The sequence below is a fragment of the Acinetobacter sp. 479375 genome (assembly GCF_000581715.1).
Taxonomy (GTDB): domain Bacteria; phylum Pseudomonadota; class Gammaproteobacteria; order Pseudomonadales; family Moraxellaceae; genus Acinetobacter; species Acinetobacter ursingii.
The window spans coordinates 55,963-69,245 of the sequence record NZ_JEZN01000015.1; the positions used below are offsets into that span (position 1 = coordinate 55,963).

The following is a 13,283-nucleotide window of genomic DNA, read 5'->3' on the forward strand; positions in this document are numbered from 1 at the left end:
ATATTTAAAAGGACTTTAGGCCTTAGGAGGCAAATATGGCGTCTCAGGATTACGCTACTTCAAAAACGAGTTTAGATGCACAGGCACTGATCAATGATGCTCCTTTAAGTAAGTATCAGTGGTTGATCGCCATTGTTTGTTTTCTCATTGTTTTTGTTGATGGTATTGATACTGCTGCAATGGGTTTTATTGCACCTGCATTGGCTCAGGATTGGGGTGTTGATCGCTCTCAACTTGGCCCTGTGATGAGTGCTGCATTGGGCGGGATGATTATTGGTGCGTTGGTTTCTGGTCCAACCGCTGACCGTTTTGGTCGAAAAATCGTCTTGTCTGTTTCCATGCTGATTTTTGGTGGTTTTACGCTGGCTTGTGCTTATTCAACCAATCTGGATAGTTTGGTGATTTTCCGCTTTTTGACAGGCATCGGGCTTGGTGCAGCTATGCCAAATGCCACCACATTATTTTCTGAGTATTGCCCAGCGCGCGTGCGTTCACTTTTAGTGACCTGCATGTTTTGTGGTTATAACTTGGGCATGGCAATGGGTGGTTTCATTAGTAGCTGGCTGATTCCAGCCCATGGTTGGCATAGCCTATTTTTATTAGGTGGCTGGGCTCCACTTATTTTGATGCTTTTGGTGATTTTCTGTCTGCCTGAATCTTATCGCTTCTTAATTGTAAAAGGCGGCAATAACGAAAAAGTTCGTCAGATTTTGACGCGCATTGCGCCACAGCAAGTACAAGGCGTCACTGAATTTCATGTACCTGAAGAAAAAGCCAATGACGGTGATAAAAAAGGCGTGTTTGGCATGCTGTTTTCACCAAAATATGTCAAAGGTACTGTTTTACTTTGGCTGACTTACTTCATGGGTTTAGTTGTTATTTACCTGTTGACCAGTTGGTTGCCAACACTCATGCGTGAAACGGGTGCATCGCTTGAACGCGCAGCATTTATCGGTGGTTTATTCCAATTTGGTGGTGTACTCAGTGCACTGTTCATTGGCTGGGCAATGGATCGTTTCAATCCAAACCGTATCATTGCTGGCTTTTATTTAGCTGCTGGTATTTTTGCCCTAATTGTAGGTCAAAGTTTATCTAATCCGACTTTACTTGCTGTCTTTATTCTGTGTGCTGGTATTGCGGTCAATGGCGCGCAATCTTCTATGCCTGTACTCAGCGCTCGTTTCTACCCAACTCAATGTCGTGCGACAGGTGTCGCTTGGATGTCTGGTATTGGGCGTTTTGGTGCAGTATTTGGTGCATGGATTGGTGCGGTTTTGTTAGGTAATAACTGGTCATTTACCATGATCCTGAGCATGTTGTTTATTCCTGCTGCCGCTGCCGCTGTCGCAATCTTTGTTAAATCTGTTGTTGCACATACGGATGCAACTTGATCTGAGGTTTCTCTAATGAATGATGAACAACGTTATAAACAAGGACTTGAAGTCCGCACTGAAGTTCTAGGTGAAAAGCACGTCAACCGTTCACTTGAGAACCTGAATGACTTCAATTCAGATTTTCAAAATTTTATCAGTCGTTATGCATGGGGCGAGGTCTGGTCTCGTCCAGGTCTACCACGTCATACACGCAGTCTGGTTACGATGGGTATTTTGCTTGCGCTAGGACGTGAAGCAGAGCTGCGTATGCATATTCGCGCTTGTTTCAACAACGGCGTAACTAAAGATGAACTTAAGGAATTATTTCTTCATTCATCACTTTATGCGGGCTTACCCGCAGCAAATGCCGCCATGCATATGGCAGAAGAAGTTTTTGTAGAGCTAGAGATTGGCTCAGACCAAGACGGTCAACAGTAACGGTTCAAGGATTTTACTTTTTAAAGGAGAGATATCATGTCTCAAATTATTTGGGGAGCTTACGCTCAGCGTAATACAGATGACCATCCGCCAGCATATACACCCGGCTATAAAACCAGTGTATTACGCTCGCCTAAGAATGCGCTCATTTCAATTGCGGAAACATTGACAGAAGTCACTGCACCTCATTTTAGTGCTGACAAATTTGGCTCTAAAGACAACGATTTGATTTTGAACTATGCCAAAGATGGTTTGCCAATTGGTGAACGCGTCATTGTTCATGGTTATGTACGTGACCAGTTTGGTCGTCCTGTAAAAAATGCACTTGTAGAAGTCTGGCAAGCCAATGCTTCTGGTCGTTATCGTCACCCAAATGATCAATACATTGGTGCGATGGACCCTAACTTTGGTGGCTGTGGTCGTATGTTGACTGACAGTAATGGTTACTACGTCTTCCGCACGATTAAACCGGGTCCATATCCGTGGCGTAACCGTATCAATGAATGGCGTCCTGCGCATATTCACTTCTCATTAATTGCAGATGGTTGGGCGCAGCGTCTGATTTCACAGTTCTATTTTGAAGGCGATACGTTAATTGATTCTTGTCCAATCCTGAAAACCATTCCTTCAGAACAACAACGTCGTGCATTGATCGCTTTGGAAGACAAGAGCAATTTTATCGAAGCTGATAGCCGTTGTTACCGCTTTGACATCACGCTGCGTGGTCGTCGTGCGACTTACTTCGAAAATGACTTAACTTAATGGATGGAGTAAATAACATGAATGGTTGGAATTTTCAGGAACTCAAAGAAACCCCATCTCAAACAGGTGGTCCATACGTACATATTGGTCTTTTACCTAAACAAGCCAATATCGAAGTGTTTGAACACAATCTGGATAACAATCTTGTGCAGGAAAATACACAAGGTGAACGTATCCGTTTGGAAGGTCAGGCATTTGATGGTCTAGGTTTACCACTACGCGATGTTTTAATTGAAATCTGGCAAGCAGATGCCAACGGCGTGTATCCAAGTCAGGCTGATTCTCAAGACAAACAAGTCGATCCAAACTTTTTGGGTTGGGGGCGTACTGGCGCTGATTTTAATACAGGCTTTTGGAGTTTTAATACCATTAAGCCGGGCGCTGTTCCGGGTCGTAAAGGCTCCACTCAAGCACCGCATATTGCTCTGATTATTTTTGCACGCGGTATTAACATCGGTCTAAACACGCGTGTTTATTTTGATGATGAAGCAGAAGCCAATGCCAAAGATCCTGTATTAAACAGCATTGAATGGGCGACTCGTCGTCAAACGCTGATTGCTAAACGTGAAGAGCATGATGGTGAAATCGTATACCGTTTTGACATCCGAATTCAGGGTGAAGATGAAACTGTCTTTTTTGATATTTAATGATGGAATCAACTGTACGTCTTTGGCGTACAGTTCTCTTGGTTTACAAGGAAACGTAAATGTTTAATACCAATAAACTCGTTAAACAACTTTGCATCAGTGGTGCATTATTTATGTCTTTGCCTTTTGCATCAGCTCATGCTGTAGAAGCAACGAGAGCGCCTGCACATGCATCCTATATTGTAAAAAATCTTAATATTGGTGAATTACCAGTCAAAACTATTGTGCCGATTACTGCAAAAACTAAAGAGCAGGCAATCGCACAAGCTAAAGTGATTGCAGCCAATAAAGATGCAGATATTGCAGAATTTCGTATTGACTTGCTTGAATTTGCAAGCGATAGCAAACAAGTGATTGCTTTAGGTCAAGAACTGAACCAGATTTTAAAAGATAAACCATTACTTGCTACCATCCGTACTGCGAATGAAGGCGGAAAGTTACAAGTAACGGATCAAGACTATGAAAAGATCTATAGTGAATATCTGAAAAAACCATTCATGCAATTGCTGGATATTGAGATGTTCCGTGATCCAGCAGCGGTTGCCAAATTGACCAAGCTTGCATACCAGAAAAAAGTACTGGTTGTGATGTCAAACCACGACTTTGACAAAACACCAAGTGAGCAAGAAATCGTAAGTCGCCTATTAAAACAGGATCAAATGGGTGCTGATATTTTAAAAATTGCGGTAATGCCAAAATCCAAGCAAGACGTATTTACCTTGATGAATGCCACCTTGAAAGTCAGTGAGCAAAGTAAAAAGCCGCTTTTGACCATGTCGATGGGGCGTTTAGGCACGATTTCCCGTATTGCAACTGCCAATATGGGCGGTAGTTTAAGCTTCGGCATGATTGGAGAGGCTTCAGCACCGGGACAAATTGATGTCACTCAACTCAAACAATTCCTTAAAACGGTTCAACCTACACCTTAAATAAGACAGGGAACATGTCATGAAATTAACTTCTTTACGCTTGTCAGCTTTGGCATTGGGTTTGGTAACTTCTGGTTTTGCAGCGGCAGAAACTTATGTCGTTGATCGTTATCAGGATGACAATGAAAAAGGTTCTTTGCGCTGGGCGATTGAACAATCCAATGCTAACTCAGCTCAGGAAAATCAGATCCTGATTCAAGCAGTGGGTAAAGCGCCTTATGTGATTAAAGTTAATCAACCATTACCACCGATCAAGTCCTCTGTAAAAATTATAGGGACAGAGTGGGATAAAACAGGTGAGTTTATTGCCATTGATGGTTCAAACTACATTAAAGGTGAAGGTGCTAAAGCTTGCCCTGGTGCGAACCCTGAACAGTATGGTACCAATGTTCGCACCATGACTTTACCCGGTCTGGTTCTACAAGACGTGAATGGGGTAACTCTTAAAGGTCTGGATGTTCACCGCTTCTGTATTGGGGTTTTGGTAAACCGTTCAAGTAACAACCTGATTCAGCATAACCGCATTAGCAATAACTATGGCGGAGCGGGTGTCATGATCACGGGAGATGACGGAAAGGGCAATCCAACTTCAACCACGACCAACAATAATAAAGTGCTAGACAATCAATTTATCGACAATGGTGATGGATTAGAACTCACACGTGGTGCAGCATTTAACCTGATTGCCAATAACCTGTTTACTTCCACCAAAGCCAATCCTGAGCCATCACAAGGGATTGAAATCCTTTGGGGTAACGACAATGCCGTTGTAGGAAACAAATTTGAAAACTATTCCGATGGTTTGCAAATTAACTGGGGCAAACGTAACTACATTGCGTATAACGAGTTGACCAATAACTCATTAGGATTCAATCTGACAGGTGATGGCAATATCTTTGACAGCAACAAAGTACATGGTAATCGTATCGGTATCGCGATCCGTTCTGAAAAAGATGCCAATGCACGTACGACTTTGACCAAAAACCAGATTTGGGACAACGGCAAAGACATTAAACGTTGTGAAGCAGGTGGTTCCTGTGTTCCCAATCAGCGTCTTGGTGCGATCGTATTTGGCGTTCCTGCACTTGAACACGAAGGCTTTGTCGGTTCGCGTGGTGGCGGTGTGGTCATTGAACCCGCAAAACTTCAAAAAACCTGTACGCAGCCGAATCAACAAAACTGCAATGCTATTCCAAATCAGGGCATTCAGGCACCTAAACTTACGCTCAATAAAAAACAGTTAAGCATTGAAGTTAAAGGAACACCAAACCAGCGTTATCACGTTGAATTTTTTGGAAATCGCAATGCTTCTTCATCTGAGGCTGAGCAATATTTGGGTTCAATGGTGATGATGACAAATGCGCAAGGTGTTGCAAAAGCAAACTGGACACCAAAAATGGTAATGCCTTCTATTACAGCCAATGTCACGGATCATTTGGGTGCAACATCTGAATTAAGTCCTGCGGTTCAGCTTAAATAACAAAATTAAGGATAAAGCGGTGTCTTCGCTTTGAAGACACCCAGATTAGAAAGGAAAGAATATGCATCATTTTTTTAAATTGGGTTTGATTTCAACAGCAGTATTAAGCAGTCAGATTGTACTGGCGAATGAGTTTTGGTCACAAGATCGCCAATGGTTATTGGGGGATTGGGGCGGTGAGCGTCAGCAACTCGAAAACAAAGGTTATAAATTTACAGCGTCGATTATGAGTCAGGCTGCGACCAATCTTGATGGTGGCTATAACGATAGTAATACCCTTGAAAATGCAGGGCAGCTTACTTTAGGTGCAAATTTTGATTTAAATAAAATTGCGGGTTGGGAAGATACGACTGCGGCGATCATGATTACCAAACGTGACGGGAATGCCTTAACACTTGAGCGCATTAAAGATCCACGTTCAAGCGCCTTAGGGAATAGTCAGGAAATTTACGGACGCGGAAAAATCTGGCGCTTAACTCAGGCATGGATCAAAAAAGGTTTTGATGACAATACCGTTCAGGTCAAAATTGGTCGTATGGGTATGTCAGATGATTTCAACAGCTCACAATGCGAATTTCAAAATCTTTTACTTTGTGGTGGGCAGCTTGGAAAATCGATTGGTTCGATCTGGTATAACTGGCCAGTGGGACTTTGGGGCGCAAATGTAAAATACCAATTTGCACCTGAATGGACGTTGGGTCTGGGTGTATATGAGGTCAATCCTGATAATGTCAAAACCAAATCAAATAGCGATGGTTTTAATCTTGATATGAATAATGTCAAAGGTGCAACCATTCCAGTGGAATTAGCATGGAAACCTAAACTTAGTGCATTTAACGGTTTGCCAGGCGAATACAAAATAGGCGCTTTGTACTCAACCGCAGATGCCAATGATGTGGGTACAGCAGGTAAGGAGCATAGTGGCAAGCACAGCTTCTGGATTAATACACAACAGCAGTTAACTCAGCGTGAAAATGATCCAAAACGTGGCTTATTTTTGAGCTTTAATGGTGTGCTCAACGATAAAGCGACAACAACGGTACAAAGTACCCAGCAAATTGCTGTTTGGTACAAAGGTGTTTTCGATAGCCGTCCAAATGATTCGATTGGTTTTGGTTTAGCCAACTATTTGGTGAATGATCGTGCCCGTGATCGTCAAATCGCAACTAACGAAAGTCGCGGCTATTATGAATATGATGCATTTGCAACCAACTATATTCCAATTCAACGTGACGAACTCAATGTTGAACTAAATTATACCTACCAATGGTCGCCAGCCGTAATGCTACGCCCAAATATCCAATATATCCATCAACCTGCGGGTGTCAAAGAGGTCGATGATGCGTGGGTTGCAGGTTTAACTATGCGTTTAAATTTCTAACAATATCGAGATTTTAATAAAAAATATTGATTAAAATATAAGCATGATATTGTTGGATTTAAGCATTATTCGAACAGCTAAAGTGGCAAAAACCACTTTAGCTGAATGTGTTTATACATAACAGTGACGATCTGAGGTTGTTCGCAGACTTTCATTGTTATGATAAGTGGAGAAAGATGTATGTCTGACCCTCAAGCAAAATCTCACATCATATTGAAAATATGGTGTTTCATACTTGGGCTAGCTTTATTCATTACGGGCTTATTCTATATCATCGGCGGTGGCAAACTGATTAGCCTCGGTGGTTCATGGTACTTCCTGATCGCGGGTTTATTCACTACCGCATCAGCATTTTTTATCTTTAAGAAAAAAGCACTGGGCGTTTGGTTATTTGCGCTGGTCTTTGTTGGAACTGTGATTTGGGCGTTGATTGATGCGGGATGGGAATTCTGGCCATTACATTCGCGTTTAATGTTCCCAGCAGGTCTATTTGCTGCTTTATTACTGACTTTACCTTCTATTCGTAAATATCAGTATCAAACTTCACTTTCTGCACCTGCTTATATTATTGGTGGTTTGACGGTTTTAGGCATGATCGGTGGTTTATACGGTATGTTTATTCCACATCCAACAGTGAAAGCATCTGGCGAAGAGTTACCACTTGTTCCTGTTGATCCAGCTAAAAAGCAGGTCAATTGGGATCATTATGGTAATGATGCAGGGGGCAGCCGTTTTGCAGCCTTAGATCAGATCAACCGAAATAATGTGTCCAAATTGAAAGAAGTTTGGCGCTTTCGCACCGGTGACTTTACTACGGGTACGGGAAATGGTGCTGAAGATCAATCGACACCGCTTCAAGTGGGCGATAAAGTATTCTTGTGTACACCACATAATAATATTTTTGCACTTGATGCCGATACAGGTAAGCAACTCTGGAAAGCTGAAGTGAATTCCAAAGCGGATGCTTGGGAGCGTTGCCGTGGTGTCGCTTATTTTGATTCGACCCAACCATTGCTACAACCGACATTGGCAGGCGCCACGCCTGTTGCAACTGTAACAGCAAATACCGAATGTCCACGTCGTGTATATACCAATACGCCTGATGGTCGTTTAATTGCAGTCAATGCAGATACGGGGGAACGTTGTAAAGACTTCGGTGTTAATGGCACAGTCGATTTGCTACAAGGTTTAGGGGATGGCACGAAAGCCCCTCGTTTTGAAGTCACCTCTGCGCCGACCGTTGCGGGTTCTGTTTTGGTTATTGGTAGCCGTATTGCCGATAACGTTGCCGCAGATATGCCAGGTGGTGTTGTTCGTGCGTATGATGTCATTACAGGGCAATTACGTTGGGCATTTGATGCACGTAACCCAGATCCAAACTATGTATTAAAACCAGGTGAAACTTATAAACGTAGCTCCGCAAACTCTTGGGCTGCGATGTCGTATGATCCACAAATGAATACGGTGTTCTTACCAATGGGAAGCTCATCTGTAGACGTTTGGGGGGGCAATCGTACTGCACCAGATCATAAGTACAACACTTCTGTTTTAGCGCTTGATGCATCGACGGGTAAAGAGAAGTGGGTCTATCAGACAGTTCACAATGATCTTTGGGATTTTGACTTGCCAATGCAGCCAAGTCTGGTTGATTTCCCAATGAAAAATGGTACAACCAAGCCTGCTGTGGTTATTGGGACCAAGTCTGGTCAATTCTATGTACTTGATCGTGTTACCGGTCAACCGCTGACCAAAGTTGAAAATCAGCAAGTTAAAGTAGCGGATATTCCAGGTGAGCAATACAGCAAAGTGCAACCACGTTCAGTTGAAATGCCACAGATTGGTAATCAGACTCTAACTGAATCAGACATGTGGGGTGCTACACCATTTGATCAGTTGATGTGTCGTATTAGCTTTAAATCAATGCGTTACGATGGTCTATATACTGCACCGGGTACTGATATTTCATTAAGTTTTCCAGGTTCGCTTGGTGGTATGAACTGGGGTTCAATTGCATTTGATCCATCGCATCGTTATATGTTTGTCAATGACATGCGTTTAGGTCTGTGGATCCAACTGATCAAACAGACACCTGAAGATGTCAAAATTCAGGCAAGTGGTGGTGAAAAAGTCAACACGGGTATGGGTGCTGTGCCTATGGCGGGGACACCGTATAAAGTCAACAAAAACCGCTTTATGTCGGCTTTGGGGATTCCATGCCAAAAACCGCCATTTGGTACCATGACTGCAATTGACATGAAAACACGTCAAGTAGCGTGGCAAGTACCTTTGGGCACAATTCAGGATACTGGGCCAATGGGGATTAAAATGGGCTTGAAAGCGCCGATTGGTATGCCAACCATTGGTGGTCCAATGGCGACACAGGGTGGACTAGTTTTCTTTGCCGCAACGCAAGATTATTATTTACGTGCCTTTGATTCGTCAAATGGTAAAGAGCTCTGGAAAGCCCGATTACCAGTCGGTAGCCAAGGCACACCAATGAGCTATGTTTCACCTAAAACAGGAAAACAATACGTTGTAATTTCTGCGGGTGGTGCGCGTCAGTCTCCTGATCATGGTGACTACGTAGTAGCCTATGCCTTAGACAAATAAGTAATAATTTATAAAAAAGGGATTCTTCAGAGTCCCTTTTTTGATTAAACAATATTTCTCAACTCATTTGCGGTATTTCTAAGTAAAGGTAATACCTGATCGATCAAATAACTTTCCTGTATCCGATTGGTTTGTGACATACAATTCAGCGCAGCAATCGCTTTGGCTTGAGCATTCAAAACGGGAACAGCAATGGCAATCACCCCCAATTCATGTTCTTCCTTAGATAAACAATAATCTGAAAGTGAAATCTGCTTGAGTGTTTTTAAAAAAACAGATTCATCAATCATCGTATAAGGGGTTAAACGTTTCAAACCATAGCGTCGAATCCATTGAATCTGATCATCGAGAGTTAAAGTCGACAATAAAACTTTACCTGTAGAGGTTGCATGTGCAGGTAAACGATTGCCTAAATGCATCCCATAAGGACTAACACGTAAATTATCCTGCTGCGGTAAATAACTACGCGCGATCGGAACGACTTCATGATCATAGCACCACAATAGAAAAGGTGAGGGTAGTTTGTGCGCACAATAAGTTTAAAAATGATTGAGCTACTTTCGGAAGATGCGCAGAACTTAAATATGAACTAGAAAAACGCAGTACACGATGAGTGAGCCAAAAATAATGCTCATCGGTTTCCAGATAGCCCAAAAACTTTAAGGTTTTAAGATAACGTCGCGCTGCGGTTCGGCTAATACCTGTGCGTTCTGCAACTTGAGTTACATTTAAGCGTTGACGATCGATTCCAAAAGCTTCAAGTAATGCCAAACCTTTGGCTAAACCTGCAATGTAATCTTCAGTTCTAATTTGTTCATTTGAATGCGGGTGATGAACTAATTCACTTTGTCTTTCCATAACAAAATTCCTAGTCTACAGCTTGGTTTTGTCCGTATAGCGGACAGTTGTCATGGTATACGGATTCTAGTTCATTTGAAATATAGAGCTTAGACATATAAGCACGTAATTTAATGAAAGGAAATCGCAAGGATGAAGTTATGGAAATCATGAAGACTAATGTGGCTATTATTGGTTCAGGCCCAGCAGGATTATTACTCGGTCAATTACTTTATAAAGCTGGAATTGATCACATCATCATTGAACAACGTAGTGCTGAATATGTTGCATCGCGGATTCGTGCTGGTATTTTGGAACAAGTTTCAGTCGATTTATTGAAACAGGCTGAGGTTGATCAAAATCTAAATCAAAAAGGTTTAGCCCATTCTGGCATAGAAATTTTAACCGATGGAAAAAAGCATCGTGTTGATTTATCAGCATTAACCAATGGTAAACAAGTCACAGTTTACGGTCAAACGGAAGTGACTAAAGACCTGATGCAAGCGCGTGAGCAAGCAGGTTTAACATCATTTTATGAATCAAATCATGTACAGATTTTTGATTTTTATGAAAAACCTAAAGTTATCTTTGAGTCTCAAGGAAAAAGTTATCAAATTGAATGTGATTTTATTGCAGGTTGTGATGGCTATCATGGTGTATGTCGCGCCAGTATTCCACAAGATCAAATTAAAACATTTGAAAAAGTTTATCCATTTGGTTGGTTAGGAGTTTTGGCAGACGTACCACCAGTTGCAGATGAATTAATCTATGTACAATCTGAACGTGGATTTGCTTTGTGTAGTATGCGCTCAGAAACTCGAAGTCGCTATTATTTACAAGTTCCATTGACAGATAATGTAGAAAATTGGTCAGATGAACAGTTTTGGGATGAATTAAAAAATCGCCTTGATCCTGAAAGCCGTAAACATTTGATTACTGGGCCATCAATTGAAAAAAGTATTGCGCCATTAAGAAGCTTTGTGACTGAACCAATGCGCTTTGGTCAGTTATTTTTGGCGGGTGACGCTGCCCATATTGTGCCGCCAACTGGTGCCAAAGGTTTAAATTTGGCTGCTTCAGATATCGCATATTTATCCAGCGCACTGATTGAATATTATCAGAAGGGTTCTGACCAAGGCATTCTTGAATATTCTGAAAAATGTCTGAAACGTGTATGGAAAGCAGAGCGTTTTTCATGGTGGATGACACATTTGTTGCATCGCTTTGAAAATGAAAGTGAATTTGACCATAAAATAAAACAGGCAGAACTCAGCTATATTTTAAGTTCAATTGCTGGGCAAACAACACTGGCTGAAAATTATGTGGGTTTGCCATATGAAATTAAAGCTTTTGGTGATTTTAAACAAGCAAGTTAAATCAATATGATATGGGAAAGTATTCAACATACTTTCTCATTGTTTATTTTTATATATGGAGTTAATGATGAAAAATTTTAATACAGTACCATTTGAACTCTTGAATCATAAAGTTACGTTTAGAGACCTGGCATTTGAACGACTTTTAAATAGCCTAGAGATACCAATTGATTATCCAGAACATTTAAAAATCTCAATTATTAAAGGTGTCGTTGAACACATAGATATATCATTTAACACTAAAATGGAAATGTCATGCAGTATTGTTGTTGACGATAATTTATATTCGATTTCGGAAATTGATCTTATAGGTATAGAGGAAATAAATTAAGCTGTTAATGGTTGTGAATCATAAAAATAATCATTAAAAACAATTACTTAAAATATGCAACTTCGTATAATGAAGATTATGTTAAATAGAATATCCAAGACTGTGGCCTACACAACACTGTTTGTTGCCACAGCTCAGTAACGTGATGATCTACGATTATACATCACGTTACTGAGTATCCTAGTGAACATAATATAAGTTATGCAGAAATCAGATCGCTACTCGACTTGCGTATTAGTCAAGCCTACGCAAGTCTGCGTGGCTATGACCTCTATGTCTGGGTACATGATGCAGATTTGGTCAATCGTTTCCCGCATATTATAAATTGGGGGTTGAAGACCTTGCTTAGCAGTTGATTCTGCCGTGTTTACTAATACTTTGGCTATTTTATGTTCAAAGGTTTGAACAACTGAATTATCCTGTGGCTGTTTCTGTTTTTTAGTGATGAGCTGTTGGCAATGGTTTAATTTGTTCTGAACAACACCATTCAAATAATCTTTAAGGTTTTGGCAAACTCGAAGATCAATTTCTGAGTATGTAGTAGCTAAAACAATTTCATCCATGATGAATTGTGATTCTTCATAGACTTCTGTTAGTTGATGAATGTTTTTATCGAAGTCTTGAATTTTATTAATTAAGGGGCTGTACTAGATTAGCGTTGTTTTAATCTATGAAAATGAAGCTAACCAATTGTAAACTCAGCAAGAAAATACAACTTAAACTACTCGAGTTTTTTGTGCTTGAAGTGACAGCCAGATCAGCAGCGGATTTACTAGGGATTCACCCTAATTCTGCTGCTCTCTTTTATACCAAAACTCGTAAGATAATCGCCTATCATTTAGGGCTGGAAGCCCTCGAAGTGTTTGATGGTGAAATTGAACTGGATGAAAGTTATTTCGGTGGCACACGCAAGGGAAAACGGGGAAGAGGTGCTGCTGGAAAAGTGATTGTGTTTGGTTTGCTTAAACGAAATGGAAAGGTCTATACGGTTATTATCCCCGATACGAAATCAAGCACCTTAATGCCTGTAATTTCAGAGAAAATAACTCCTGACAGTATTGTTTATACAGATCACTGGCATAGTTATAATGCTTTGGACATAGCAGGTTTTAGACATTA

12 protein-coding genes and 1 pseudogene are annotated in these 13,283 nt (G+C 41.1%); 11 read left to right on the top strand and 2 right to left on the bottom strand.

The window, feature by feature from the left end:
- Positions 1-35 precede the first annotated feature (35 nt).
- The 8 genes from J500_RS12280 to J500_RS12315 all read left to right on the top strand — a co-directional run bounded on the left by J500_RS12280 (position 36) and on the right by J500_RS12315 (position 9,620).
- Entirely contained in the window at positions 36-1,391 is a 1,356-nt protein-coding gene (locus tag J500_RS12280) for an MFS transporter (protein WP_004997875.1), read from the top strand.
- A 15-nt stretch (positions 1,392-1,406) separates the two neighbouring features.
- Positions 1,407-1,811, top strand: a complete 405-nt coding sequence (gene pcaC, locus J500_RS12285; protein ID WP_004997876.1) for a 4-carboxymuconolactone decarboxylase — start codon at positions 1,407-1,409, stop codon at positions 1,809-1,811.
- Between the two features lie 36 nt (positions 1,812-1,847).
- Positions 1,848-2,573 carry a protocatechuate 3,4-dioxygenase subunit beta gene (pcaH, locus tag J500_RS12290; protein ID WP_004997877.1) on the top strand — a complete coding sequence of 242 codons (726 nt, stop codon included), beginning with the start codon at positions 1,848-1,850 and terminating at the stop codon, positions 2,571-2,573.
- Positions 2,574-2,590: 17 nt separating this feature from the next.
- Complete coding sequence (pcaG, locus tag J500_RS12295) at positions 2,591-3,220, top strand: protocatechuate 3,4-dioxygenase subunit alpha (protein ID WP_004997878.1); 630 nt, start codon at positions 2,591-2,593, stop codon at positions 3,218-3,220.
- Between the two features lie 59 nt (positions 3,221-3,279).
- Positions 3,280-4,149, top strand: coding sequence for a type I 3-dehydroquinate dehydratase (aroD, locus tag J500_RS12300; RefSeq protein WP_004997879.1), 870 nt, complete (start codon positions 3,280-3,282; stop codon positions 4,147-4,149).
- Positions 4,150-4,168: 19 nt separating this feature from the next.
- Complete coding sequence (locus J500_RS12305) at positions 4,169-5,629, top strand: NosD domain-containing protein (RefSeq protein ID WP_004997882.1); 1,461 nt, start codon at positions 4,169-4,171, stop codon at positions 5,627-5,629.
- Positions 5,630-5,690: 61 nt separating this feature from the next.
- The gene (locus tag J500_RS12310) at positions 5,691-7,010 is read left to right on the top strand and encodes a carbohydrate porin (protein ID WP_004997888.1); all 1,320 of its coding nucleotides are present in this window, start codon (positions 5,691-5,693) and stop codon (positions 7,008-7,010) included.
- A 180-nt stretch (positions 7,011-7,190) separates the two neighbouring features.
- Entirely contained in the window at positions 7,191-9,620 is a 2,430-nt protein-coding gene (locus tag J500_RS12315) for a glucose/quinate/shikimate family membrane-bound PQQ-dependent dehydrogenase (protein ID WP_004997893.1), read from the top strand.
- 44 nt (positions 9,621-9,664) lie between these two features.
- Here the strand turns inward: J500_RS12315 and J500_RS12320 are convergent.
- Positions 9,665-10,478 (bottom strand): annotated as a pseudogene (locus tag J500_RS12320) (IclR family transcriptional regulator domain-containing protein).
- A 140-nt stretch (positions 10,479-10,618) separates the two neighbouring features.
- On the opposite strand from J500_RS12320, the gene pobA reads away from it, so the two are divergent.
- Positions 10,619-11,833, top strand: coding sequence for a 4-hydroxybenzoate 3-monooxygenase (gene pobA / locus J500_RS12325; RefSeq protein WP_004997907.1), 1,215 nt, complete (start codon positions 10,619-10,621; stop codon positions 11,831-11,833).
- A gap of 67 nt (positions 11,834-11,900) precedes the next feature.
- Positions 11,901-12,164, top strand: coding sequence for a hypothetical protein (locus tag J500_RS12330; protein ID WP_004997911.1), 264 nt, complete (start codon positions 11,901-11,903; stop codon positions 12,162-12,164).
- Between the two features lie 218 nt (positions 12,165-12,382).
- Here J500_RS12330 and J500_RS12335 read toward each other — a convergent pair whose 3' ends face one another.
- Positions 12,383-12,727, bottom strand: coding sequence for a hypothetical protein (locus J500_RS12335; RefSeq protein WP_227613735.1), 345 nt, complete (start codon positions 12,725-12,727; stop codon positions 12,383-12,385).
- A gap of 113 nt (positions 12,728-12,840) precedes the next feature.
- Between J500_RS12335 and J500_RS12340 the strand changes: the two genes are divergently transcribed.
- Positions 12,841-13,283 (top strand): IS1595 family transposase (locus tag J500_RS12340; protein ID WP_034699862.1); only part of this gene is annotated, 443 nt, incomplete at its 3' end.